Genomic DNA, 26,878 nt, shown 5'->3' with positions numbered 1-26,878 from the left:
TAAATGAAAGAGAAACTTCTTTTATATAAAACGAAGATAAGTGAATATTGGAAGAAACAATCCGGTCTTCAAAAGACCACAATAATTGGATTGCCTGTACTTTTAATTTTCGTTATTTCGCTTACCGTGTTTTTTACAACAAAATCAACCCTTGTTCCTTTGTATAGCAACCTTACACCACAGGAAACAGGGCAAATAAAAGCAACTTTAGACTCTCGGGGAATTCAATCAGAAATAGCGGATAATGGATCAACCATTAAGGTACCAGAAGAAGTGGTAGAAACCTTAATGGTTGAACTTGCGGCAGAAGGAATACCAGATAGTGGGAATATCGATTATTCATTTTTTGGTCAAAATGCGGGTTTTGGGATGACCGATAATGAATTTAATATGCTTAAACTCGAATCCACTCAAACTGAATTAGCTAATCTAATCAAGGGCATCGATGGGATAAATGATGCGAAGGTTATGATTAGCATGCCGAACGATGGGATTTTTGTTAAGGATAGCCAGGCAGAGGCATCCGCTTCTATCGTTCTAAACACGAAACCTGGGTATAGATTTGAACAAGAACAGATCAAATCTTTATATCACCTTGTTTCAAAAAGTATTCCAAATCTACCTACTGATAATATCGTCATAACCAACCAAAATTTTGAGTATTTTGACTTGGAAACTGAAGAAAAATTAGCGGTTGTTGGAAATGTGGCATCACAGCTTGAATTAAAACGTGAAATTGAAAAAGATTTACAAAGACAGGTCCAAAAAATGCTTGGAACAATGATGGGACCAGATAAAATCGTCGTGTCGGTTACAACAGATATTGATTTTACACAAGAAAACCGTCAGGAAAACCTTGTAACACCAGTTGATCCAGAAAATATGGAAGGTATTGATATCAGTGTTGAAAGAATAACCGAAACCTTTACTGGTGATGGTGCCCAAGTAGGTGGAATAAGCGGAACTGGAGAAAATGAAGTCCCGGCTTATAATACTGGTGGACAAACTGGTAATGGCGATTACGAACGCATTGAAGAACGTGTTAATAAAGATGTGAATCGAATCACCAAGGATATTGTTGAAGCTCCTTATAAAATAAGAGATTTAGGGATTCAGGTTATGGTTGAAGCGCCAGACCCTAAGGATCCTGCATCGATGCCACAAGAACGTGTCGATGATATTGAAAAAATACTAAGTACCATCGTGAGTACTAGCATTAATCAGGACGCGAGTAATCAATTAACACAACAAGAAATTCAAGATAAGATTGTTGTTTCTGTTCAAGAATTTAATGGAAAGTCAACTACAGTTACTGAAACGCCAGTAATTTCAACAATTCCTTTATGGATTTATATTGTAGGTGGTCTTTTAGTACTTGGACTTATCATTCTATTATTCTTATTTTTACGCAAAAAGAAAGAAACAATTATCGAGGAGGAAGATCCTCAAACAGAACCAGTATTCTTTGACCATATTCCTGATGTTAATGAGGAAAAAGAATCAGAAGCAACCGTTCGAAAAAAACAATTGGAGAAGCTTGCGAAGGATAAGCCGGAGGATTTTGCAAAATTATTACGTTCATGGTTAGCAGATGAATAGGAGGTGGCGAAATGGCAAAAAGAGATATTCATAGTGGTCTTACTGGCAAACAAAAAGCAGCCATTCTCCTTATTTCACTAGGTCCAGATGTTTCAGCTTCAGTGTATAAGCATCTGTCAGAGGAAGAAATTGAAAAATTAACCTTAGAAATTTCTGGTGTTCGAAAGGTCGAAGCAAATACAAAGGAACAAATTATGGAAGAGTTCCACCAAATTGCCATTGCCCAGGATTATATTACCCAAGGTGGAATTGGCTATGCAAAGACAGTTCTTGAAAAAGCACTGGGGGAAGAACAAGCAGGAGTTATTATTAATCGATTAACGTCTTCTCTTCAGGTTAAACCGTTTGATTTTGCAAGAAAAGCAGATCCTGGACAAATTTTGAACTTTATCCAAAATGAGCATCCACAGACGATTGCTTTAATACTATCTTATTTAGATTCAAGACAAGCGGCACAAATTTTATCGGAGCTGCCTCAAGAGGTTCAAGCAGATATCGCAAGAAGAATCGCAATAATGGATCGTACTTCACCTGAAATTATTAATGAGGTTGAGCAAATCCTTGAACGCAAGCTTTCAGCGACGGTAACACATGATTATACCCAAACCGGTGGGATTGAAGCTGTTGTGGAAGTGTTAAATGGAGTCGATCGTTCAACAGAAAGAACGATTTTAGATGCGCTTGAGATTCAAGATCCAGAGCTTGCAGAAGAAATCAAAAAGAGAATGTTTGTCTTTGAAGACATTGTTACTCTTGATAACCGAGCCATTCAGCGAGTCATTCGGGATATAGAGAATGAGGACCTCATGTTATCACTTCGTGTTGCAAGTGAAGAAGTGAAGGAAATTGTCTTTAAAAATATGTCCAAACGGATGGTTGAAACATTTAAAGAGGAAATGGAATATATGGGACCAGTTCGCTTACGTGATGTTGAGGAAGCTCAATCACGTATTGTAGCGGTTATAAGAAGGCTTGAGGAAGCTGGAGAAATAGTCATCGCTCGTGGTGGAGGAGATGATATTATTGTCTAACGTTATAAAGTCAAATTCGACTCTCTCTAAGGATATTCCAAAGAGAGTCATCGGGCTTAAAGTCTTACAAACCATTGAAAACAATCAAATAGAGCTAGAGCAACAAGATATACAGATTGTTTCCAAAAAAATGCTAGATGATGCGAAAGAACAGGCTGATAAAATTGTCAAAGATGCGATTGCTTATTCCAATTCAGTGAGACAACAAGTATTAGTTGAAAAACGCAATTGGGAAGAAGAGCAAGAAGAATTGTACCGTAAGACATCGGAAGAGGGCTTTCAATCCGGGATGATTGAAGGTAGAGAACAAGGCTATCAAGAATATTCGGATTTACTAACCGAAGCTCGTAAAATTATTGATGCATCAAAGCATGATTACAATCAATATCTGGATTCTTCAGAAGAAGTTATTTTAAAGCTTTCGATGAAGGTAGCAGAAAAGGTTATCGGGATTCATCTATCACAGCAACCAGAAGACTTTACTCACCTTGTAAAAAAGGCCATTAAAGAAGTAAAGGAACATTCAGATATAACGATTCAAGTCCACCCACGTTTTTACCCAATTGTGATTGAGCAAAAAGAGGATTTGACCGCTATTCTTAACCGTGAAACCAATCTATTTATATATCCGAATGAAGATTTAGGTGAAGCTGATTGTGAAATTGAATCTTCCTTTGGAAAGATTAATGCCAGTGTTGATACCCAGCTTTCTGAGATTAAAGAAAAATTACTTTCTTTGTTATTGGAGGAATAGGTTGTGAAGGCAATCGAGCTTCTAAATGAAATTCATTCAATCGATTCTTATAAACGGTACGGTAAAGTAACAAGAGTCGTGGGCTTAATGATTGAATCGCGCGGACCAGAATGTTCGATTGGAGATTTGTGCTATATATATGTTGGCTCAAATCATAAAAGATGTATCCAAGCTGAAGTAGTCGGTTTTCGTGAGGAACATGTCATCTTGATGCCATTTTCTAATGTAAAGGACATTTCACCAGGTAGCATTGTTGAAGCTACTGGCAAACCACTCGATATAAAGGTTGGAGCTGGATTAGTCGGAAAAGTATTAGATCCACTTGGTCATCCGCTGGATGGAAGTGGGCTACCTAGAGGGTTATCTTCTGTACCAACTGAACAAGATCCTCCAAATCCACTATCTCGCCCTCCTATTGATGAGCCGATTGAAGTTGGAGTTAAAATGATAGACACCTTGTTAACTGTTGGGAAAGGACAGCGTGTCGGTATTTTCGCAGGTAGTGGTGTCGGGAAAAGTACTCTTTTAGGAATGATTGCTCGTAATACGACCGCGGATATTAATGTGATTGCACTTGTCGGGGAACGTGGACGCGAGGTGCGAGAATTTATAGAAAAAGATTTAGGTGAGGAAGGTCTAAAAAGATCCATTTTAGTTGTGGCAACTTCCGATCAACCAGCGCTACTTCGTATCAAAGCAGCAATGACTGCGACAGCAATAGCTGAATATTTCAGAGACAAGGGTCTTGATGTCATGTTAATGATGGATTCCGTCACTCGTGTTGCAATGGCGAGCCGCGAAATTGGCTTAGCTATTGGTGAGCCACCGACAACAAAAGGTTATACACCAAGCGTTTTTACAACACTCCCGAGACTGTTGGAAAGAACAGGGACGAATCATTTAGGTTCGATAACTGCCTTTTACACAGTTCTAGTGGATGGAGACGACATGAATGAGCCGATAGCAGATACGGTCCGAGGGATTCTAGATGGACATTTCGTGCTTGATCGAAGTCTTGCAAATAAAGGACAATATCCAGCCATTAATGTTTTAAAATCAATCAGTCGAGTTATGAACCAAATTACAACAAGTGAACATAAGGCTTATGCTGAAAAACTCAGGGGGATTATGGCAACTTATCTTAATTCAGAGGACTTAATTAATATTGGTGCCTATAAAAGAGGATCCTCCATAGAAGTTGATGAAGCCATTAGGTATTATCCAAAGATTATATCGTTTATAAAACAACAAACGGATGAGAAATTTACGTTTGAAGAAAGTTTACACTTATTGGCACAATTAGCTGAAAAAGGTGAATGAATCAAATGAGCTACAAGTTCAAATTTCAAAAAGTGATGTCGATAAAAGAAAATGAGAAGAATCAAGTTCTGGCAGATTATAAATCTTCCGTTAAGGAATTTGAAGAAGCGGCAGAAGCTTTATATGAGTCATTAAAGAAAAAAGAAACATTAGAAGAAGATCAAAGACAGCAGCTACAAAGTGGATTATCTATTCAGAACATTAGGCATCAGCAGTCTTTCATTACCGCCCTGGAAAAAACAATTATGTATTACCAACATCTTGTCATTAAAGCTAGAAGTAAAATGCAGCAGTTGCAAGCAATGTTAACCGAAAAAAATATTGAAGTTAAGAAATATGAGGTCATGCATGAAAAGGATTTCGCTATTTATGAAGGACAAATAAAAATGCAGGAAAGCCAAATGATGGATGAAATTTCAATCCAACAATACATTTCAAAAGGAAGATAGGTGATCAAATGGAGCCCAATGAAAAAGAATACAGCAAATTCCAATGGTTTCTGTTTGTCGTACTAATTCCATCCTTCTTTACAGTGGTTGTCATTTTTGTTCTATTATCTGTTGCTGGATTTAATCCAATTGGAACTGTTAAGGATTTTGCGGCTAAGGTTCCAGGTATTTCTTCCCTTTTTAATGATGAAGAAGATTCAAAGGTCCAAAAAGAGGATGAAGTATCGGTTTCAGATTTAGAGGCAGAAATTCAGGCTAAGGAATCAAAAATTACACAACTTGAAAGTGAATTGGAAACAAAAGACGGCGAAATCCAGTCATTAGAAATTGAAATCGAAAATCTATCAGATGAGATTGTCAGGCTTCAGGAAGAACGTTTAGCGAAAAGCAAATCATTAAATGATTTAACCAAAATGTATGAACAAATGTCTGCCAAAAATGCGGCAAAGATTATTCCGAATTTAAAAGATGACGAAGCAAGAGAGATCCTTACTAGTATTAATACTGAAAAACTTGCTGCTATCTTTGAAAAAATGTCACCTGAAGATGCTGCAAGATTTACCCAATTGATTACCCAATAAAGTATTTTAAGCACTTGAAGGGAGGTGAAATGACGTGAACATGGTTGCAAACTTTGATTCCTCAATGAGTTCCATTCGTAATACTGTCGAAACCGGAACAGTAGGTAATAGAGCTTTACAAGGAATTGGTTCAACACAAATGTCTTTTCGGGAAAGTTTAGAAGTATTAGTAAAAGAGCAGCAACCCAACGGAAAGACTCATACAATGGGTTCGCAAAGCTTAACTGATGAAGTAGGAGAAGGCGAATCAACTGAATCAATCCAGTATATATTAGCTGACCTTGAAACGTTTACGAAGGAGTCTATCGACCTATCAGATTATGAAGATGTATTTCTAACCATTCCACCTGATTTGATTGAACAAATAAAAGCATTTATTACCGATATTCAAAATGGTGATAAAAAGTTGGAAGCTGACAAGGGGTACGGTAAGGCCGAACTTATAGGACTACTTATAGTAACAGCACAATATGTAGAGGAACCTTCAAACACAAATAAAGAAGGGCTTATCGCATTACTTAAACAATTGAAAATGACTTTTAACGAGAGCTTACCAGCATCATCTAATGGGCTAGGTGATAAAGAACCGACTGATATAAAGTTTAACAAGATTGTAAAGGATATGATGCAAACACTAGAAAATAAGCTTTCAGATAAGCCTTTAACAGAATCACAAAATAAGCATCAATATTTGCAAGTAGTCCATGCAAGGTATTTCTCAACACCTAAAGGGATAGAAACGCCACAAACAGTTATAACGGATAAACTTATGCAAAAGACAAGCAATATGACTAAGGTTATGACATCAACGTCAGAGGGAACACCATTAAGTGATGTAGGTTCAAATCAACTATCTAAAGTGCAACAATTTTCATTGTTTGTAGAACAAAATGGAAAGCAGATGCCAAATCAGCAACAATTTATTAAACAATTTCAAAACATCCTAGCACGAAGCAACTTTTTTAATAGTGGTGGGCAGCAAAAACTATTAATCAATTTATATCCTGAACATCTTGGTTCATTACGAATTGAACTTCTTCAAAGTGAGTCAGGAATGATTGCTAGAATTATGGCTTCTACAACTCAAGCAAAGGAGTTAGTTGAATCACAACTAACGAACCTAAAACATACTTTCTTAGCACAAAATATTTCAGTGGAAAAAATTGAGGTCTCAACACAACTTCAGTATCAAACTGAAAGAAGTTTACAAAGAGAAAGTGAACAGCAGCAAGGCCAACAATCAGGAAGACAACCAAAAGAGAATGACCAACAAGAAACCAATGAAGATCACTCTTTTACATCTGTTCTACTTGATGAACTTGTCAATTTTAAAGTATAGGTGGTGAATGAAGTGGCTACTAAAATTGATTCAAATCTTTATCTATCGAATTTAAAACCTGAAAGAAAAACGGGTAATGACATTTTAGGTAAAGATGATTTCTTGAAAATTTTAATGACTCAGCTCCAAAATCAAGACCCGATGAATCCAATGGAAGATAAAGATTTTATCGCGCAAATGGCGACCTTTACTTCATTAGAGCAAATGACAAATATGAATAGTACTTTAGAAAAATTTGTGAATGGCAATCAGGGTGAGCAACTCTTAAAATACAGCAATATGATTGGTAAAGAAGTAGAATACAGCTTTAAAACGGAAGATGAGGACGGAAAAGAAATCATTAAAAATGGACAAGGAATTGTCACATCCGTTTCACAAAAATCCGGTTATATTGAGCTAGAGTTGAAGGATGGAACGAAGATTTATAGTGATGAAATTTTGAAAGTGAAGCAACCTTCTAACGAAGAAGAATAGGAGGTGAACACATGGACCATCGAATTTATCAAATACAAAATCATCCTTTATCCTTACAAACTCGTAAAAAGGTGCAGCATACTGAACCACCCAAAATATCATTTAAAGAAACACTTGAAAATGAGACAAGCTTGGTTATAAGTAAGCATGCCCAAAAGCGGTTAGACGAAAGGAATATTAATATACAAGATTCAAAATGGAAAGAAATCCAAATGAAAATAACGGAAGCTAAAACAAAAGGAATCCGAGATTCATTGGTTGTTACAAATAATGCAGCATTAATCGTAAATGTCCCAAATAACACGGTCATTACAGCAATGAATCGAGATGAGGCAAACTCACAGATATTTACGAACATAAATGGAACGATTATTTTAGATTAATTAGGCTGGACCTTAACAGGAAGCCGAGGTGTGCGGACTGACAGAAGCCACCTACATTCGAAAGGGGAAAATGAAATGTTACGTTCAATGTACTCAGGAATCAGTGGAATGAAAAACTTTCAAACCAAACTAGATGTGATTGGTAATAATATTGCAAACGTAAATACGTATGGCTTTAAGAAAGGTAGAACCATCTTTAATGACATCATGAGTCAAACAATCAACGGTGCAACAGCCCCTGGTCAATCGCTCGGTGGTGTAAACCCGAAACAGGTTGGCTTAGGTTCATCTTTAGCAGCTATTGATACAATCCACAACAGTGGAAGTACACAAACGACTGCTAGAATTTTAGATTTAGCAATTGCTGGCGATGGTTTTTTTCAGGTAGCACCAACAGCTACACCTGCAACTGGATTTTCGCAAGACGCAGTATACACAAGAGCTGGTAATTTTTATATGGATCAGGAAGGCTATCTAGTAACAAGTGCTGGTATGTATGTTCAAGGTTTTTCACCAAATGGAGTAATTGAACCAACCGACGTAGATTCAGGGTTATTTGATTTCAATGCATCCCCACCTCTTTATAATCCTGCTGGTATTGCTGGTGAACCAGCTATTAGTTATAAACCAATCCAAATCCCAACTGATGCAAAAAGCATGAGCATCGGTAAAGATGGTTCGGTCACTTATGTAGATGCAGCTGGAACATTGCGTTGGGCAGGTCAGCTTGTGTTAGCGAAATTCCCAAATACAGGTGGTTTAGAGAAAGTGGGAGGGAATCTCTTCCAACAATCATCGAACTCGGGTATTCCATTCGTTAACTTCGCGGGAGAATCTGGTCTAGGATCAATCGAATCTGGTGCACTTGAAATGTCAAACGTTGACCTTTCGGAGGAATTTACAGAAATGATCGTAGCACAGCGTGGGTTCCAAGCAAATACTCGAATCATCACAACATCTGATGAAATCCTACAAGAACTCGTAAACTTAAAACGTTAAGGGGGCAGGGGTTTTAGTAATTTACTAAAACCCCGATAAATCTTGATTACATTGACAAAATTAAATGACAAAGAATTCACATTAAATGCAATTTATATTGAGCAGGTTGAATCCTTTCCAGATACAACAATTACATTAACAAATGGCAAAAAATTTGTTGTAAAGGAAACGGAAGAGGATGTACAAGTGAAGGTTCTTGAATTTTATCAAAAAATAAATGTACTTGGCCTTCGTTAATGCTTGGGGGGAAAAGGTGCTATGAAAAATAAGCTGCTTATAATAATGGTCATCATTTTAAGTACGATAACTTTAGTCGGTACCACTGCATTTGTCATTTTAACGAAGGTGACTGCAAGTGAAAATCAAAAGGAACCGTCAATCGACCAGGTACTAAAATCGACCGTCGAAATTCCAGAAATCACAACTAAATTACTTAGTGATGATTATATTCGTATATCCTTTAACATTCAGACAGATGGTAAAAAGGGAAAAGAGGAATTAGAAAAACGACAATTCCAGGTAAGCAATATCATTATAAAAGAGCTTTCCAACATGACATCTGATGAATTTAAAGGTGAAGAAGGAATTGTCAATCTTGAAAATAGATTAAAAGATCGAATTAATGAATTAATGCAAGATGGAACTATTATTAAAGTTTATGCGACATCCTTTCTTCCGCAATAACCAATAATATTAGAATTAAGTATGTAATGAGCGGAGGTGGAACCTTGCCTGGAGAAATATTATCCCAAAGTGAAATAGATGCATTACTTTCAGCTCTTTCGACTGGTGAAATGAATCCAGAAGAATTAAAAAGGGAAGAAAGTGAACGCCGTGTAAAAGTTTACGATTTTAAGAGGGCACTTCGTTTTTCGAAAGATCAAATTCGGAGTATCACCCGTATTCATGAAAACTTTGCACGATTATTAACAACCTTTTTCTCGGCTCAACTTCGGACTTATGTGCAAATTACAGTGGGGACAGCCGACCAAGTGCCATATGAGGAATTTATACGTTCAATTCCAAATATGACGATTTTAAACGTATTTGAAATGCCCCCTTTAGAAGGCCGTATTATTTTAGAGGTAAATCCAAATATTGCCTATGCCATGCTTGATCGAATGCTTGGGGGACGAGGAACAGGTTTAAATAAAATCGAAAATTTAACTGAAATTGAAACAAAAATCATGAGCAATATGTTTGAAAAAGCTTTTGAGCAAGCAAGGGAAGCTTGGGCTAATTTAGTTGAAATCGATCCAATTTTAACTGAATTTGAGGTGAATCCACAGTTCCTTCAAATGGTATCACCAAATGAAACTGTGGTAGTTATCTCACTGAATACTCAAATTGGAGAAACAAGTGGAATGATTAATATTTGTATTCCTCATGTATTCCTTGAACCAATTATTCCGAAATTATCAGCACATTATTGGATGCAATCAACTCCGAAAAAAGAACGAAATCATGAAGAACTTACTTATATTCAAAACAATCTTAAGGATACAAAATTACCAATTGTTGCAGAATTAGGGACTACTAATATCGCCATTCAGGAATTCTTATTATTGGGTGTTGGGGATACTATTCAACTCGAAAAAACGATTCAACAACCAATTGAGTTGAAAGTTGAGGGTATACCTAAATTTTATGCACAGGTTGGTAAAGTAAATAAAAAACAAGCCGTACAAATCTTAGAGGAGATTAAAGGGGGGGACCGTGAAAATGAATAATGGAAATATGCTATCACAAGATGAAATTGATGCACTATTAAGAGGTACCGCTGACTTAGACAACGATGAACCGGTAGCGAATGAGAATAAACCCCTTGTAGAAGATTTTTTATCTTTAATTGAACAGGATGCGCTTGGGGAGATTGGAAACATCTCTTTTGGAAGTTCAGCAACTGCGCTTTCCACATTACTCAATCAAAAGGTTGAAATTACGACACCGAATGTCTCGCTTGTTCTAAGATCTGAGCTAGCTGATGAGTTTCCGCACCCATATGTAGCAATCTATGTTGATTACACAGCTGGTTTTACAGGGACAAATTTATTAGTAATAAAACAAAGTGACGCAGCAATCATTGCTGATTTGATGCTTGGTGGAAATGGGCTTGCGGCACCAGAAAGCTTAGGCGAACTACATTTGAGTGCTGTTCAGGAAGCAATGAACCAAATGATGGGTTCTGCCGCAACCTCTATGTCAACTGTTTTCAGTAAGAAAATCGATATATCCCCACCGAGTATTGATATTCTTGACATTAAACAAGGTGAAGGGGCTGAAAAGCTTCCAGCTGATGATATTCTAGTGAAAATATCTTTTCGTTTAACAATAGGGGAATTAATTGATTCAACGATTATGCAGTTGGTTCCAGTTGAATTTGCGAAAGGTCTTGTTGGAGAACTTCTTTCCCCTCAGGTGGAAAATACAGCTTCGGCAATGGAGCAATCAACTCAACCTGTTGATGTTGAAATGCCAATCCAGCAATCGAACTATTCTTTGCCTAATGTTGAACAGCAAATGGAAATACCGTCGCAACCGACACAGCCATATCATCAACCTGATTTTAATCAACCAGTGACAAATAGTGGTCCACAGCATTTAGGTGGTACTCATGCGAAGCATCCTGAGATTCAACCAGCCGTATTTTCAGAGTTTGAATCTGTTCATTTACAGGAAGCTGAATCAAGAAACCTAAATATGTTATTAGATATTCCACTCCAAGTTACAGTTGAATTAGGAAGGACAAAACGTTCTATTAAAGAAATTCTTGAATTATCAACTGGCTCAATTATTGAGTTAGACAAGCTTGCAGGCGAGCCTGTAGATGTTTTAGTAAATGGAAAACTCATCGCACAAGGTGAGGTAGTTGTAATTGAAGAAAACTTTGGTGTCAGAATTACCGATATCATTAGCCAAAGTGATCGAATTAAAAAACTGAATTAATGTAGGGGGCAATTCAAATGGCACATAAAATTCTAATTGTAGATGATGCAGCATTTATGAGAATGATGATAAAGGATATCCTAACTAAAAATGGATATGAGGTTGTTGCAGAGGCAGCAGATGGAGCGCAGGCGGTTGAAAAATATAAAGAACACCAACCAGACCTTGTAACAATGGACATTACAATGCCTGAAATGGATGGGATCACAGCACTGAAAGAAATCAAAAAAATGAATCCAAATGCAAAGGTAATAATGTGTTCAGCAATGGGACAACAGGCGATGGTCATTGATGCAATCCAAGCGGGAGCAAAGGATTTTATTGTAAAGCCATTTCAAGCAGACCGAGTAATTGAAGCAATCAGTAAAACATTAAGCTAAGAATCCAGGAGAGTGGCAACAAAGTGAAACACATAAAAATAATTGCATTAGCACTGATTTTCTTTCATGTCTTGCTTGTCACTTTCCCTGTACAAGCTGAAGAAGGTCACATCGATAAAAGTGTTAATGACGTAATTGGTAATCAAACTGAGCAAAACAATGATCAAGCTGAACAAAAGGAAACAAATCCAATTGAAAATGCGCAACCTGCCAATGAACTAACAATCGGCGATTTTTTAAAAATGATTTTTACGACTTTATTTGTTCTTGCACTTATTTATTTTTTGTTAAAATTTGTAAATAAAAGAAATCGCATGTTTAACCAGCATAAGTTCATTGAAAACCTTGGTGGAACCAGTCTTGGAACGAACCGCTCGATTCAAATTGTTAAGGTTGGGGAGCGGATCTTAGTTGTGGGAGTTGGAGATTCCATTCAACTTCTAAAGGAAATCGAAGATACAGATGAAATAAATGAAATACTTGAACAGCATAATTCGTCATTAGAATCCATGATTCAACCACAAGATTTTATTAATCGTTTTCTTGAAAAAAGAAAAGCAGCAAAGGACAAGGATCAGGCTCTGTTTTCATCGATTCTGCAAAAACAATTAACCGAGCTAAAACAAGGGAGAAAGAAGATTGTCGAGCAACTTGAAAATAAGGAGTCTAGCAAAGAATGAACGAATTTATGGAATTTTTTAATACTAGTGCCCCTGAAAATGTTTCGACATCAGTTAGGTTGCTTCTCCTTCTAACTGTTCTTTCGATTGGACCTGGTATTTTAATTTTAATGACGAGCTTTACAAGAATTATTGTTGTGCTTTCATTTGTTAGGACATCATTGGGTACACAGCAAATGCCTCCTAATCAGGTTTTAATTGGACTAGCCTTGTTTTTAACATTTTTTGTGATGGCACCAACATTTAGTGAAGTCAATGAACAAGCATTAACCCCTTTATTTAATGAAGAAATTAATTTAGAGGAAGCCTATACTCGGGCTGCTGTACCGTTTAAGGAATTTATGAGTGTACATACCCGACAAAAGGACTTGGATTTATTTTTAAGTTACTCTGGAGCAGACAGACCTGAGACGATTCAGGATATTCCTTTAACTGCTTTAGTTCCAGCCTTTGCAATAAGTGAACTTAAAACAGCATTTCAAATCGGATTTATGATTTTCATTCCATTTCTTGTGATTGATATGGTTGTTGCCAGTATCCTCATGTCAATGGGGATGATGATGCTTCCGCCTGTTATGATTTCCTTGCCATTCAAAATACTCTTATTTGTTCTTGTGGATGGATGGTATTTGATCGTTAAATCCTTATTACAGACCTTCTAGAAGTAGGTGAACCGTGTTGAATCCTGAAGTAGTCATTTCATTGGCAGAAAAAGGTGTATATACGACATTGATGATTTGTGGCCCACTATTATTGGTTGCACTTGTCGTCGGACTTATTGTGAGTGTGTTCCAGGCAACAACACAAATTCAGGAACAAACCTTGGCTTTTATTCCAAAAATCATTGCTGTACTTGTTGGCTTGGTATTCTTTGGACCTTGGATGCTTTCTAAGATGCTTGCGTATACCCATGATATTTTTAGTAATTTGACGAGATTTGTAGGTTGAAAAAATGACAGAGGTTTATACCTATTTTCCTGCGTTTTTGCTGGTTTTAGTTAGAGTAACCAGCTTTTTTGTGACGATGCCGTTGTTTTCGTATCGAACTCTGCCTGCTACTCATCGGGTCGGCATTGCATTTTTTATTTCTTGGATTATGTTCTTATCCATGGAAAAGCCGATTCTTCAAATTGATGGTAATTTTATCATGCTGATTTTTAAAGAGGCCATGGTCGGACTTTTAATTGGTATAGTTGCCTATATGATTTTTGCTGCAATCCAAATTGCAGGAGGTTTTATTGATTTTCAGATGGGGTTTGCCATTGCCAATGTAATCGATCCCCAAACTGGAGCACAAAGTCCGTTAATGGGTCAATACTTATATACTTTTTCACTTCTCTTTTTACTAGCTATTAATGGTCACCATCTTTTATTAGACGGAATTTTTTATAGCTATTCATTTATTCCAATGGAACAAGCGACACTTCCTTTTGGAAATGAAAATGTGGTGGAGTTTGTTTTAAGGGCTTTTAGCACCATGTTTATAATTGCATTTCAAATGTCCATGCCAGTCGTTGGCGCATTGTTTTTAGTGGATGTTGCCTTAGGAATTGTCGCAAGAACCGTTCCACAGTTAAATGTTTTTGTCGTGGGACTGCCATTAAAAATTGGAGTTAGTTTTGTTGTCATGTTAATCGCGATGTCGATGATCTTCATGCTTGTCGGAAAACTAGTAGACAATATGCTGTACACGATGCGAGGATTAATGGAACTTTTAGGAGGAAGCTAGATGTATTTTGTTCGTCTAAACCTACAATTTTTTGCAGGTGAAAAAACAGAAAAAGCCACTCCTAAAAAACGTCAAGAAACAAGGAAAAAAGGACAAGTTGCAAAAAGTGCGGATGTAAATACTGCCATCTTATTGCTATCCATCTTTTTTACGCTCCTTGTTTTTGGAGGATTTATTTTCAATCGGATAATGACGTTTTTAAAACATTCATTTAGTTATTATTTATCAATTACACCAACTGAACAGAGCGTACAAGAAATTTTTATCGAGTTAACTCTGGAAGCTGCGATTATTTTAGCACCAATCATGGTAGTAGCGCTGATTGCTGGAATAGCAGCAAACCTTATGCAGGTTGGTTTTTTATTTTCACCAGAAGCCATTCAGATGAAGCTAAATAAGCTTGATCCAATCCAAGGATTTAAACGTATTTATTCGATTCGTGCGCTTGTTGAAATGATTAAATCTATCTTAAAAATTGTCATTGTCGGTGGCGTGACTTTTTCAATTCTTTGGTTTCGTTTGGAGGATATCTTGTCCTTATCACAAAAAAACGTCGGGGCTGCACTCATAGTTCTGGCAAAACTGACCGTCCAAATGGGTCTGTTTGCTGGTGGGGCACTTTTATTTTTGTCTTTTTTAGATTATCTTTATCAACGCTTTGATTATGAAAAAAACATAAGGATGTCAAAGCAAGATATTAAAGACGAATTTAAGAAGACTGAAGGGGATCCACTAATCAAATCCAAAATAAAGCAAAAACAGCGTGAAATGGCAATGAGCCGTATGATGCAGGAAGTGCCAAAGGCTGATGTTATCATTACAAACCCAACACATTATGCTGTCGCTCTGAAATATGACGAGGCAAAAATGGATGCACCGTTCGTGGTTGCTAAGGGTGTTGATTTTGTAGCTCAGCGAATTAAGGAAATTGCTAAAGAACATGAAATTACAACCATTGAAAACAGACCACTTGCAAGGGCTCTTTACGCAGGGACAGATATCGGGGATGCGATTCCTGAAGATTATTTTAAAGCGGTAGCTGAAATTCTTGCCTATGTGTACCGCTTAAAAGAGAAGGTTTAAACCCTTTGAAAGTTGTTAAACCTTCTCATCATCACTTGTGCTTTTTGACTTAAAGGAGAGAAAAACAATGAAAGCAAGAGATTTATCCGTTTTACTAAGTGTAATCTTAATAGTTGCGATGCTTATTATTCCATTCCCATCTTGGATGTTGAGTGTCCTTATTATCATTAATATTTCTCTTGCACTCTTGGTCCTCTTAACTTCAATGAATATGCAAGAACCACTTCAATTTTCAATCTTTCCATCATTATTACTTCTTCTAACCCTATTTCGATTAGGGTTAAATGTTTCAACAACAAGATCGATTCTTTCAACTGGGGATGCTGGGGGAGTTGTTCATACCTTTGGTACCTTCGTTGTTGGGGGAAATATTGTCGTTGGATTCGTCGTTTTCTTAATCCTCGTTGTTATTCAATTTATTGTTATTACAAAAGGGTCAGAACGTGTTTCAGAAGTGGCTGCACGTTTTACTTTAGATGCAATGCCAGGTAAGCAAATGAGTATTGATGCTGATTTAAATGCAGGGATGATTTCTGAAACCCAAGCCCGAGAACGTCGTGATAAGGTAAGCAGAGAGGCTGACTTTTATGGGGCGATGGACGGAGCGAGTAAGTTCGTAAAAGGGGATGCCATTGCTGGTATCATTATTGTCCTTATTAACTTATTATTTGGTTTTATCATTGGAATGACGCAACATGGGTTAGGCTTCCAAGAATCTCTTTCTAAATTTACACTATTAACAATAGGGGATGGACTCGTTAGTCAGATTCCAGCCTTATTAATTTCTACTGCAACAGGGATTGTCGTTACACGTGCTGCATCAGAAGGAAATTTAGGAACAGATATTACAAAGCAATTATTTGCTTATCCTAAAATGCTGTATGTAACAGCCGGTACCATCTTCCTATTAGGATTGTTTACACCGATTCATGATTTATTAACCATATCCATATCAAGCTTTTTAGCGATTGGTGGCTTTATGATTTCTAAAAATAAGGATCAAGAGATTCAGCTAGAGCCAGATACGGAAGAAGAAGTACAGGTTGAGGACTTAAAAAGTCCTGAAAGTGTTGTGAATTTGTTAAATGTAGATCCAATTGAGTTTGAGTTTGGTTATGGCTTAATTCCTTTAGCCGACACAAACCAAGGTGGGGATATTTTAGATCGAATTGTTATGATCCGTAGACAATTGGCAATCGAGTTAGGTTTAGTAATACCGGTCGTTAGAATTAGGGATAATATACAATTGCAACCCAATGAGTACCGCTTGAAAATAAAGGGAAGTGAAATGGCAAGAGGGGAACTATTGCTTGACCATTACTTGGCGATGAGCCCGGGCTATGAAGATGATTCGATTGAAGGGATTGATACGATTGAGCCATCATTTGGTCTTCCGGCTAAATGGATTTCCGAGGATATGAAGGACCAAGCTGAAATGCTCGGGTTTACAGTAGTTGACCCACCATCAGTTGTATCTACACATATTACGGAGGTCATCAGAAGAAATGCTCATGAATTACTCGGTAGACAAGAAACGAAGCAGTTAATTGATCATTTAAAGGAATCATACCCAATATTAGTGGATGAAGTAACACCAAATCCACTATCTGTTGGAGATGTACAGAAGGTACTGGCAAAATTATTAAAAGAAAATGTTTCAATTCGAAACCTGCCGATTATTTTTGAAACGTTAGCTGATTTTGGCCGGATGACAACCGATACGGATTTATTAACTGAATATGTAAGACAATCTCTTGCTAGACAGATTACAAACCAATACATCGTACAAGGAGAGACAATGAAGGTTGTAACTCTATCCGGAAGAGTTGAAAAATTCGTCGCAGATGGTGTTCAACAAACAGAGCATGGAAATTATTTATCCATTGACCCAAGTGTTTCACAATCAATCATTGAATCGATTGCTAAGCAAATTGAAACTGTTAGTATTCAAGAGCAGACACCAATTTTATTATGTTCTCCTGCAGTTAGAATGTATGTAAGGCAATTAATAGAACGATATTTTCCACAGGTTCCTGTCCTTTCCTATAATGAGCTAGAAGCTAATGTGGAAGTTCAAAGTGTTGGGGTGGTGAATATAGATTGAAGGTAAAAAAATATATTGCGCCTTCTATGCCGGAAGCGATGAAAATGATTCGTGCAGAATTAGGTAGTGAAGCGGTCATTTTAAACTCAAAGACTGTTCAAACACAAGGTTTTTTCGGCCTTTTTCGGAAAAAGAATTTTGAAGTAATTGCAGCTGTAGACCCTGAGGCACCTAGAAAACAAATGGTGCAACCTAAAGAAAAGGAACGAAAAGTACCGGTTAACAGCAAACGAATTGAATCACAACAACCTATTGTTCGTGAACCATTTACTAAATACGACGCAAAGGAAACTCATAGCCCTGCTCCAGATCTTCTAAAAGAAATTCAAGAATTAAAAGCAGCTATGAAGGACTTAACCTCTGATATTAGCCCATATACTGGACATCTTCAGAAAATGAATCAATTGTTAATTCATCAAGAAATTGATCCATCGATTCGAAAAGAAATCATGTCTAGTCTTCTTGAAAAATGGTATCTGGCGTCTGAGAATGCTTCATTCGGCGAAGTTCAAAATTGGACAAAAAAATATATCATTTCAAAAATATCGAACGTTGATTACGGTGGTTTAACCTATCAAAAAAAATATATTAATGTAGTCGGCCCTACTGGGGTTGGAAAAACGACAACCATTGCTAAAATTGCAGCCGACTGTATGTTAAAAGATAAAAAGAAAATTGCATTTATTACAACCGATACGTTTCGGATTGCAGCCATTGAACAATTGAAAACATATGCAAAAATTTTAGGGGCACCTGTTGAAGTTTGTTATTCTTTTGAGGATTTTAAAAAAGCAAAGGAAGCCTATAAAGAGTATGATGTTGTTTTCATTGATACAGCAGGTAGAAACTTCCGTAACGAAAAATATATTGATGATTTAAATCAATTAATTCATTTTTCAAATGATATGGAGACGTTTTTAGTTCTCTCTTTAACATCGAAAATAACGGATATGAACGTGATTTATGAACAATTTTCCAAAATAAAGATATCTAAATTTATTTTTACAAAAGTGGATGAAACGGCAAACTATGGAGCAATGGTGAATTTAATAGTTAATTCTGGCATTGGTGTTGCCTATTTAACGAATGGACAAAATGTACCCGATGACATTGACATTGCATCTCCTTCTTTAATCGCTAATACTATCCTTGGAGTCGATGAATCATGATAGACCAGGCTACAGCTCTTCGTAAAAAACTAGCATCTATGAATAATGAACAAGAACAACCGAAGACAATAGCTGTAATCAGTGGAAAAGGTGGCGTTGGAAAATCTAACCTCTCCCTGAACTTTTCTATTGCCCTTTCTAGATTTGGTAAGAAGGTGTTGCTTTTTGACATGGATATCGGAATGGGTAATATTGACATTTTGATGGGGATTACCGCCCATCATTCAATTGTTGATTTATTTGAAAAGAATCTTACCATGAAAGAATTGCTCATCAAGGGACCGGAAGGCATTGATTATATTGCAGGTGGGAATGGGTTGCCGAATATGTTTAAGCTTGATGAAGACAAATCAGAATATTTAATTGAGCAATTGCAATTCATACTCAATGATTATGACTACGTTATTTTTGATATGGGTGCAGGAATGACAGAGGAAAATGTAAAATTCCTTTTGGCAATGGATGAAATTTTTGTGATAACAACTTCAGAACCAACCGCAATTACAGATGCTTATTCAGCAATGAAATATATCTGTTTGTTTGACCAATTTATTCCTTTGTACCTTATTGTTAATCGTGCTGAAAATGAGTCAGAGGGGATGCAAACCCTTAAAAGACTAAAGCAAGTAGTGTTGCAGTTTTTAGTAAAGGAAGTCAACCTATTAGGAGTTTTACTTGATGATAAAGCAGTTCAAAAAGCTGTGAGTCGCCAAGAACCATTTTTGCTATATGCACCAAAAGCTTTAATAAGCAAAAACTTGCTTGATATTTGCAAAAAATATCTTGATGAAAATAATGAACAAAGTAAAGAAAAGAATCAAGATACTTCCTTCATATCAAAGTTACAGCGTTTTTTCGTACGTGGTAGATAGGAGCTTTAAAATGGAAAAAATTAATGTTCTTATTGTAGACGATTCGGCATTCATGAGGAAACTCATTACCCATTTTCTTCAGGAAGATTCAAGGATTCATGTTGTTGGGACTGCAAGAAACGGATTGGATGCATTGGATAAAATTAAAAAACTCAATCCAGATGTTGTAACTTTAGATATTGAGATGCCTGAAATGAATGGAATTGAAGCCTTACAGCGGATTATGAATGAAAGTCCACGACCAGTTGTGATGCTCTCAAGCACAACAAAAGAAGGAGCAGAGAACACATTACTAGCGATTCAAAATGGCGCTGTCGATTTTATTCAAAAACCATCAGGTCCAATATCCATTGATCTTCATATTATTAAGAACGAAATTGTGACAAAAGTACTACAAGCAGGAAGAGTAAATATGGCTTTGTTAAAAAAGCCATTGAAAATACAAGAAAATAATACAAGTAGAAACGTAGAATATAGTAAAATAGAACTAGACTCAAATAGAAGTATTAAAAAAATCGTTTGTATCGGTACTTCTACTGGGGGACCAAGAGCCTTACAGCAGGTTCTCCCTAGATTTCCCAAAAATTATCCTGCACCAATTGTTATTGTTCAACATATGCCGGCGGGTTTTACGAAATCCTTAGCTACTAGACTTAATAGTTTATGTGAAATTACCGTTAAAGAAGCTGAGAATGGAGAGGTTCTGAAGCCTGGAATAGCTTATATCGCACCTGGTGGTCATCACATGAAAATAAAAAAGATTGGTACTTCACTAGCTGTGAATATTGATGAGAGCGAAATTAGAAATGGACATAGACCATCTGTTGATGTTCTATTTGAATCAATAAGTGAAATCAAAGGTATTCAAAAGATATCCGTTATTATGACTGGAATGGGAACAGATGGGTCCTATGGTCTGAAGAAATTAAAAGAAACTGGACAAGCTGTTGCCATTGCAGAATCGCAAGAAACTTCAATTGTTTTTGGAATGCCGAAGTCGGCAATCGAGACACATTTAGTCGATAAAGTTGAAAAATTAGAGGATATAACGGATACCATAATTAGCCTTACATAAGTAAAGGGGTGTTGTTTGATGGAAATGGATCAATATTTAGAAGTCTTTATTGAAGAAAGTAAAGAGCATCTTCAGGCTTGCAATGAGCATTTATTAGAATTGGAAAAAGAACCTGAAAATATTTCAATTGTCAATGAAATTTTCCGCTCGGCCCATACATTAAAGGGAATGTCAGCGACAATGGGATATGATGATTTAGCTAGCCTTACTCACCAAATGGAAAATGTGCTGGATGGCATTCGAAATATGAAAATTACCGTAACACCTTCACTGTTAGATATTGTTTTCAAAGCAGTAGATTATCTGGAAGAAATGATTTTTTCGATTGCTGACGGAGGCGACGGAAAAAAGGATGTTTCAGATGTTGTGTTTTTATTGAAGAAAATCGAAAGTGGAGAAGAAGTTAAGGATAATGAAACTCCTGTCACTGTAAATCCAAAAACCGAAGATGCGGCGGTAAAGTCTAACTATGATGATTTTGAATTAACAGTCATCCAACAATCAAAAGAACAAGGATTTAATTGTTATGAAATCTCAATTGTTCTTAGAGAGGATTGTTTATTAAAGGCGGCTCGTGTATTTATGGTTTTTGAGGTCCTTGAACAGGTCGGTGAAATTATTAAATCCATTCCTTCAGTAGATCAGTTGGAGGAAGAGCAATTTCAAAGTGAGTTTACTGTAACCCTAGTATCAACCGAATTAGCCGAAAATATTGAAAAACGTATTATGAAAGTATCTGAAATTGATAGAGTAACAGTGCTAGATGTCCAACTTGATTCATTGAAGGCTGTTGCTCAAGAACAAATTCAGGCTCAGGCAGAAGTTGCCCCTACTCTAGCTGATCGGGATGAACAGCCGAAATCTGAAAAAGAAGACCAACATCCTGCTAAATCAAGTAATAAGCATGGTGGTAATCATAAGACTATAAGGGTCAATATTGAACGGCTTGATATTCTTATGAATTTATTTGAAGAACTAGTCATTGATAGAGGGCGTTTAGAGCAAATCTCACGTGACCTAAATCATTCTGAGTTAAATGAAACGGTAGAAAGAATGTCTAGAATTTCAGGAGATTTACAAAACATTATCCTTACAATGCGAATGGTTCCTGTTGAAACAGTTTTTAATCGTTTCCCACGTATGGTACGCCAATTAGCGAAGGATTTGCATAAAAAAATAGACCTTCAAATTATTGGCGCGGAAACGGAATTAGATCGGACAGTAATTGATGAAATCGGTGACCCACTTGTACATCTTTTACGTAATGCACTAGATCATGGGATCGAAACACCGGAAATCCGGCTACAAAAAGGAAAACAAGAAGAAGGCACTGTTATTTTACGTGCCTATCACAGTGGAAATCATGTCTTTATTGAAATTGAGGATGATGGTGCTGGTATTAGTCGCGATAAAATCCTTCAAAAAGCGATAAACAAAGGGCTTATTACAGCGAAATCAGCAGAGACCTTAACCGATAGCCAAGTATTTGATTTTATTTTCTCTTCCGGTTTTTCAACTGCTGAAAAAATATCGGATGTGTCTGGTCGTGGGGTTGGGCTAGATGTTGTAAAGAATACAATCGAATCGCTTGGCGGCTCAATTACGATTCGATCTGCGATGGGAAAAGGATCTGTTTTTTCAATTCAGTTACCATTAACATTATCTATCATATCTGTCATGCTCGTTGAAGTTCAAAATGAAAAATATGCAATACCACTTTCTTCTATTATCGAAACGGCAATTATCAAAAGAAGTGAGATTCTTCATGCCCATAATCAAAAAGTAATAGATTTTAGAGGCAAGGTTGTGCCGTTAGTGAACTTGAAGGATATCTTTGAAGTACCTGCTACTACAGATGAGGATGAGTACCTTTCTGTTGTCATTGTTAAAAAAGCTGATAAATCAGCAGGACTCATTGTTGATTCGTTCATTGGCCAACAAGAGATTGTATTGAAGTCGCTAGGAAATTACTTATCAAGTGTGTTTGCGATTTCTGGAGGAACCATCCTAGGTGATGGCCAAGTAGCTCTAATAGTCGATTGTAATGCATTAATTAAATAAATTTTTTGTAGGTTATAGGAGGAGGAAACATGACTGAACAAGCAGCTGTGTTAAAAGTAATTGTATTTTCACTCCATGATGAGGAATACGGAATCCCGGTTTCCCAGGTGCGTTCTATTGAAAAGGTGCAGCACATTACCCGTGTTCCTAGAACAGCACCTTTTGTAAAGGGGGTAATTAATTTAAGAGGGGTTGTAACTCCCATAATTGATTTAAGAACACGCTTTGGAATGGCAGAAACCGAGTATACGGACAGTACAAGGATTATAATTGTTGCGACGGATGAAGTTGAAGTTGGATTAATTGTTGATACGGCAAATGACGTAATGGATATTCCAGTTGACACTATTGAGCCCCCGCCAGAGATTGTAGGTAGTGTTGAGGTGGAATACTTAGAAGGAGTAGCAAAACTAGAGAAAAGGCTGCTTATTTTATTAAATCTAGACAAGGTGCTTAATCCAGATATCGTAAGGGAAAAGATGGAAGGGTAATCGATATGTCATTTTTCCAACGTATTAATTCCACACATTTAGATATTTTAAAAGAGATTGGTAATATTGGGGCAGGACACTCTGCTACTGCTTTGTCGAAGCTATTACATCGAAAAATTGATATGCAAGTGCCTAATGTCAGGATCGTTTCGTTTGATGAAATGATGGAGTTTGCAGGTGGGGCTGAAAATATTGTTGCGGGTATTTTCCTGCGTATCGAAGGGGATTTAACCGGAAATATGTTTTTTATTTTACAGCTTCCACAAGCAACTACTCTAATTCAGGATGTAATCGGTGATAAAAACTTCTCTTTTGCAAGTGACTCCCAAAATGAAATGGGGATATCAGCGTTTCAAGAGGTTGGAAATATTCTGTCAGGCTCGTATCTTACATCTTTATCAGATTTTACCGGGTTGAATTTGTATCCGTCCGTTCCAGGTTTTTCGATAGATATGGTAGGTGCCATTATTGGCTATGGCTTATTGGAACTTTCTCAGGTAAGTGATTTTGCGATTGTCATTGAAACAGAAATTAAAGAAAATGAAAATCCGGATAACAACAATATAAATGGGCATTTTTTGCTGTTGCCAGATCCTGATTCATTCGAAAAAATCTTTACTGCCTTGGGAGTTCAAATTCATGATTGACTCTTCTCAAGTCATTAAAGTAGGGATAGCTGACATGAATGTTATTACTGCACCTGACTTAATCCGCACCTCTGGATTAGGTTCCTGTGTGGGTATTGTCATTTATGATCAAGCAAAAAAGGTAGCAGGACTAGCCCATATCATGTTACCAAGTTCGGCATCGACAAAAGCTGGAAACATCAACATTGCCAAATATGCAGATACTGCAATTGAGGAGCTAATTTATAAAATTACTGGAATCGGCGGTCGAGAAAAGAGCCTAAAAGCCAAAATTGCTGGTGGAGCCCAAATGTTTCAATTTCAAACGGGCAGTGATATTATGAGAATTGGTCCGCGCAACATTGAAGCAGTGGAGGCAGAGCTAAAGCGCTTAAATATTACTCTTGTTGCATCAGATGTTGGTGGGAGCAATGGTCGAACGATTGAATTTGATCCAGTAACTACCATTTTAAAAATCCGCACAGTCAACAAAGGGATTAAGGAAATTTAAGTAGGTTAAAATAAAGTTTCTAAAATGAACGAAAAGGAGGAGTAGAATGTCCAGTTTATCATCAACTGATCAAGGGGAATATTGGCAGAAATGGACCGACTCACGAGACCCAAATGCAGGGGATGCGCTTGTTAGAAAATACATGCCGCTCGTCTCATACCATGTACAGCGAATTTCAGTCACACTACCGAAAAGTGTGAATAAAGATGATTTAAAAAGTCTTGGGATGATTGGGTTATATGATGCTCTGGAAAAATTCGATCCTTCTCGTGACTTAAAATTTGATACATATGCTTCCTTTCGAATTCGAGGAGCCATATTAGATGGGCTCAGAAAGGAAGATTGGTTACCTAGGAGTTCAAGAGAAAAAGCAAAAAAGGTCGAGGCTGCTATCGAAAAGCTAGAACAAAAGCTGATGCGGAATGTAACAATTCCAGAAATCGCTGCTGAGGTCGAGATGAGTGAAGAAGATGTTTATCACACAATGAATGAAGGCTTCTTTGCAAATGTACTTTCCATGGACGATCATCAACATGATGATGAGGGTAGTGAAAAATCAGCCTTTACGATAAAGGATTATGGGACCTTAACACCAGAAGAGCATGTTGTTAAAAAAGAAATACTAGGCCAATTAATGAATGTTATCCAACAGTTAAATGAAAAAGAGCAGTTGATTATAAGTTTATTTTATAAAGAAGAGCTTACATTAACTGAAATTGGACAAGTTATGGGGTTATCGACATCAAGAATATCACAAATTCACTCAAAGGCCCTCTTTAAACTAAGGGATATCTTACAAAAACACATCCATTAAAAATAGATCATCAAAAAGGCGGGAGGATTGTGTCAGAATTAGAATTATTAGTATCCAAGGATAAATTAACTGTACATGTAAATGTCATTAGAGATTCTACACCTCTTCAAATTGAAGAGTCTGACGTCTATTCTTTACTGTCTAAACATGGGATTTCGTTTGGAATAAAACGAGATGTCATTTCGAATATGATTTCGAATATGAATGACATGTTTTTCCCCCTATTAATTGCAGAGGGCGAGGCTCCTAAAAAAGGTGAAGATGGTTTTTTAAAGCTTGAAATTGTCGAAAACAAACACGATATTCAAACTAACGAGGTATTAAATTTTCGAAATGTAAGGCAAATACCGTCCGTTAGAGCGGGACAGTTAGTTGCAACCATTTTTCCAAGTAAGCCCGGGATTCCAGGAAGAAATGTATTAGGACATTCCATTGCAACCGCAAATGGAAAACCAAATCCACCCATGGTTGGTAAAAACATTGTGGAGACAAATGGAAAGCTTTATGCCTCAATAGACGGACAAATTAGCCTATCTGATAAAAAGGTCAACGTTCTACCTGTTTTTGAAGTAGATGGAGATTTAAATCTAAAAACCGGAAATATTGACTTCGTTGGGAATGTGACCATTAGAGGGGATGTACCTAGCGATTATGTCGTAAAAGCTGGTGGTGACATCTCTATATATGGAATTGTTGAAGGCGCACAAATAGAGGCTGGAGGGTCCATTTTTATATCTGGCGGGATAGTTGGATTTGCCAAAGCATCCATTCGTGCCCAGGGGGATATTATTGCAGCCTATTTGAATCAATGTCAGGTATATGCAGGGAATAATATCGAAACAACAGGTTCAATTTTACATAGTGTCTGTTTTGCGAAAGAAAATGTTCATGCCATAACTGGGAGTATCATTGGTGGTCTAATATCAGCAGGGAATCATGTAGCAGCGAAGGACATCGGAAACGCTTTACATACAAAAACTGAGATACAAATTGGAGCAACTAATCGTTATAGTGAAGAAGATAAAAGGATTCGTACAGAAATCGACGCAACAAAAGCCCAACTTCAAAAAGTTTTACTAATACTGCAGAAATTATCGGAAAAATACAAAAGGACATCCAATCTAACAGAGGATGAAGTTTTACTTCTCAAGAGAGACAAACTCACACAAACGGAGCTAACAAAAAAACTAGCGTTACTTGAATTAGAATTTGCAGAACTTTCTTCAAAACAGAAGGAAGAATCTACATATATAATAGCTACCGGTAATCTGTATCCGAATGTCTATATCCAATTTGGTAAATATAAAAGAATCATAAACCAACTCTTTCACCATGTAAAAGCGCAACTAGTTAATAAAGAGATTTCAATAGACATCTATTCTGAAAAATAAAAATTGGAAGAAGTGAT

The 26,878-nt window shown here is 36.8% G+C and carries 30 protein-coding genes; all 30 read left to right on the top strand.

The genetic code is table 11. The annotated features are described in order from the left end of the window. The first annotated feature begins 3 nt into the window (after positions 1-3). Complete coding sequence (gene fliF, locus RGU12_RS02940) at positions 4-1,599, top strand: flagellar basal-body MS-ring/collar protein FliF (RefSeq protein WP_309534733.1); 1,596 nt, start codon at positions 4-6, stop codon at positions 1,597-1,599. Positions 1,600-1,610: 11 nt separating this feature from the next. Beyond that, positions 1,611-2,630 (top strand): flagellar motor switch protein FliG, encoded by a 1,020-nt coding sequence (gene fliG / locus RGU12_RS02935; RefSeq protein ID WP_309534732.1) that lies wholly within the window; start codon positions 1,611-1,613, stop codon positions 2,628-2,630. Next, positions 2,623-3,384 carry a flagellar assembly protein FliH gene (fliH, locus tag RGU12_RS02930; RefSeq protein WP_309534731.1) on the top strand — a complete coding sequence of 254 codons (762 nt, stop codon included), beginning with the start codon at positions 2,623-2,625 and terminating at the stop codon, positions 3,382-3,384. Before fliG ends, fliH begins: the two co-directional genes overlap by 8 nt. Before the next feature lie 3 nt (positions 3,385-3,387). After that, entirely contained in the window at positions 3,388-4,704 is a 1,317-nt protein-coding gene (gene fliI, locus RGU12_RS02925) for a flagellar protein export ATPase FliI (RefSeq protein WP_309534730.1), read from the top strand. Positions 4,705-4,709: 5 nt separating this feature from the next. After that, positions 4,710-5,153, top strand: coding sequence for a flagellar export protein FliJ (fliJ, locus tag RGU12_RS02920; protein WP_309534729.1), 444 nt, complete (start codon positions 4,710-4,712; stop codon positions 5,151-5,153). Positions 5,154-5,161: 8 nt separating this feature from the next. Next, complete coding sequence (locus RGU12_RS02915) at positions 5,162-5,734, top strand: MotE family protein (protein WP_309534728.1); 573 nt, start codon at positions 5,162-5,164, stop codon at positions 5,732-5,734. 40 nt (positions 5,735-5,774) lie between these two features. After that, positions 5,775-7,073, top strand: a complete 1,299-nt coding sequence (locus tag RGU12_RS02910) for a flagellar hook-length control protein FliK (RefSeq protein WP_309536257.1) — start codon at positions 5,775-5,777, stop codon at positions 7,071-7,073. Between the two features lie 12 nt (positions 7,074-7,085). Then, complete coding sequence (gene flgD, locus RGU12_RS02905) at positions 7,086-7,547, top strand: flagellar hook assembly protein FlgD (protein WP_309534727.1); 462 nt, start codon at positions 7,086-7,088, stop codon at positions 7,545-7,547. An 11-nt stretch (positions 7,548-7,558) separates the two neighbouring features. Further along, positions 7,559-7,930, top strand: a complete 372-nt coding sequence (locus RGU12_RS02900; RefSeq protein WP_309534726.1) for a TIGR02530 family flagellar biosynthesis protein — start codon at positions 7,559-7,561, stop codon at positions 7,928-7,930. A gap of 75 nt (positions 7,931-8,005) precedes the next feature. Next, on the top strand, positions 8,006-8,929 hold the full coding sequence (gene flgG / locus RGU12_RS02895; protein WP_309534725.1) for a flagellar basal body rod protein FlgG: 924 nt from the start codon (positions 8,006-8,008) through the stop codon (positions 8,927-8,929). A 42-nt stretch (positions 8,930-8,971) separates the two neighbouring features. Beyond that, entirely contained in the window at positions 8,972-9,166 is a 195-nt protein-coding gene (locus RGU12_RS02890) for a flagellar FlbD family protein (protein ID WP_116350579.1), read from the top strand. Positions 9,167-9,187: 21 nt separating this feature from the next. After that, positions 9,188-9,613, top strand: coding sequence for a flagellar basal body-associated protein FliL (fliL, locus tag RGU12_RS02885; RefSeq protein WP_309534724.1), 426 nt, complete (start codon positions 9,188-9,190; stop codon positions 9,611-9,613). Positions 9,614-9,657: 44 nt separating this feature from the next. Continuing rightward, a complete protein-coding gene (gene fliM, locus RGU12_RS02880; RefSeq protein WP_309534723.1) occupies positions 9,658-10,659 on the top strand; it encodes a flagellar motor switch protein FliM in 1,002 nt (333 codons plus the stop codon). Then, positions 10,652-11,875 carry a flagellar motor switch phosphatase FliY gene (gene fliY / locus RGU12_RS02875; protein ID WP_309534722.1) on the top strand — a complete coding sequence of 408 codons (1,224 nt, stop codon included), beginning with the start codon at positions 10,652-10,654 and terminating at the stop codon, positions 11,873-11,875. The genes fliM and fliY overlap by 8 nt, the downstream gene beginning before the upstream one ends. Positions 11,876-11,892: 17 nt before the next feature. Then, complete coding sequence (cheY, locus tag RGU12_RS02870) at positions 11,893-12,255, top strand: chemotaxis protein CheY (RefSeq protein WP_116350575.1); 363 nt, start codon at positions 11,893-11,895, stop codon at positions 12,253-12,255. 23 nt (positions 12,256-12,278) lie between these two features. Next, positions 12,279-12,935 (top strand): flagellar biosynthetic protein FliO, encoded by a 657-nt coding sequence (gene fliO / locus RGU12_RS02865; RefSeq protein WP_309534721.1) that lies wholly within the window; start codon positions 12,279-12,281, stop codon positions 12,933-12,935. Further along, complete coding sequence (gene fliP / locus RGU12_RS02860) at positions 12,932-13,597, top strand: flagellar type III secretion system pore protein FliP (protein ID WP_309534720.1); 666 nt, start codon at positions 12,932-12,934, stop codon at positions 13,595-13,597. Before fliO ends, fliP begins: the two co-directional genes overlap by 4 nt. A 16-nt stretch (positions 13,598-13,613) precedes the next feature. Further along, positions 13,614-13,883, top strand: a complete 270-nt coding sequence (gene fliQ, locus RGU12_RS02855; RefSeq protein WP_116350572.1) for a flagellar biosynthesis protein FliQ — start codon at positions 13,614-13,616, stop codon at positions 13,881-13,883. Positions 13,884-13,887: 4 nt separating this feature from the next. After that, a complete protein-coding gene (gene fliR / locus RGU12_RS02850; protein WP_309534719.1) occupies positions 13,888-14,664 on the top strand; it encodes a flagellar biosynthetic protein FliR in 777 nt (258 codons plus the stop codon). Then, positions 14,665-15,747, top strand: coding sequence for a flagellar biosynthesis protein FlhB (gene flhB / locus RGU12_RS02845; protein ID WP_309534718.1), 1,083 nt, complete (start codon positions 14,665-14,667; stop codon positions 15,745-15,747). It begins immediately after the preceding gene. Between the two features lie 67 nt (positions 15,748-15,814). Next, positions 15,815-17,851 (top strand): flagellar biosynthesis protein FlhA, encoded by a 2,037-nt coding sequence (gene flhA, locus RGU12_RS02840; RefSeq protein WP_309534717.1) that lies wholly within the window; start codon positions 15,815-15,817, stop codon positions 17,849-17,851. Beyond that, positions 17,848-19,020, top strand: coding sequence for a flagellar biosynthesis GTPase FlhF (gene flhF, locus RGU12_RS02835; RefSeq protein WP_309534716.1), 1,173 nt, complete (start codon positions 17,848-17,850; stop codon positions 19,018-19,020). Before flhA ends, flhF begins: the two co-directional genes overlap by 4 nt. Continuing rightward, positions 19,017-19,892: a MinD/ParA family protein gene (locus tag RGU12_RS02830; protein WP_309534715.1), complete on the top strand. Its 876-nt coding sequence runs from the start codon at positions 19,017-19,019 to the stop codon at positions 19,890-19,892. Before flhF ends, RGU12_RS02830 begins: the two co-directional genes overlap by 4 nt. A 10-nt stretch (positions 19,893-19,902) precedes the next feature. Further along, complete coding sequence (locus RGU12_RS02825; protein ID WP_309534714.1) at positions 19,903-20,967, top strand: protein-glutamate methylesterase/protein-glutamine glutaminase; 1,065 nt, start codon at positions 19,903-19,905, stop codon at positions 20,965-20,967. An 18-nt stretch (positions 20,968-20,985) separates the two neighbouring features. Further along, positions 20,986-23,028: a chemotaxis protein CheW gene (locus tag RGU12_RS02820; RefSeq protein ID WP_309534713.1), complete on the top strand. Its 2,043-nt coding sequence runs from the start codon at positions 20,986-20,988 to the stop codon at positions 23,026-23,028. A 29-nt stretch (positions 23,029-23,057) separates the two neighbouring features. Next, positions 23,058-23,519, top strand: coding sequence for a chemotaxis protein CheW (locus RGU12_RS02815; RefSeq protein ID WP_309534712.1), 462 nt, complete (start codon positions 23,058-23,060; stop codon positions 23,517-23,519). Positions 23,520-23,524: 5 nt separating this feature from the next. Then, a complete protein-coding gene (locus RGU12_RS02810; protein ID WP_309534711.1) occupies positions 23,525-24,166 on the top strand; it encodes a chemotaxis protein CheC in 642 nt (213 codons plus the stop codon). After that, entirely contained in the window at positions 24,159-24,656 is a 498-nt protein-coding gene (locus RGU12_RS02805) for a chemotaxis protein CheD (RefSeq protein ID WP_309534710.1), read from the top strand. Before RGU12_RS02810 ends, RGU12_RS02805 begins: the two co-directional genes overlap by 8 nt. Before the next feature lie 46 nt (positions 24,657-24,702). Then, complete coding sequence (locus tag RGU12_RS02800) at positions 24,703-25,470, top strand: FliA/WhiG family RNA polymerase sigma factor (protein ID WP_309534709.1); 768 nt, start codon at positions 24,703-24,705, stop codon at positions 25,468-25,470. 29 nt (positions 25,471-25,499) lie between these two features. Then, on the top strand, positions 25,500-26,861 hold the full coding sequence (locus RGU12_RS02795) for a flagellar assembly protein A (protein ID WP_309534708.1): 1,362 nt from the start codon (positions 25,500-25,502) through the stop codon (positions 26,859-26,861). Positions 26,862-26,878: the final 17 nt, after the last annotated feature.

The sequence above is a fragment of the Ferdinandcohnia sp. QZ13 genome, from assembly GCF_031324165.1.
Taxonomy (GTDB): domain Bacteria; phylum Bacillota; class Bacilli; order Bacillales; family Bacillaceae_L; genus Ferdinandcohnia.
This window is presented reverse-complemented; position numbering and strand designations above follow the sequence as displayed.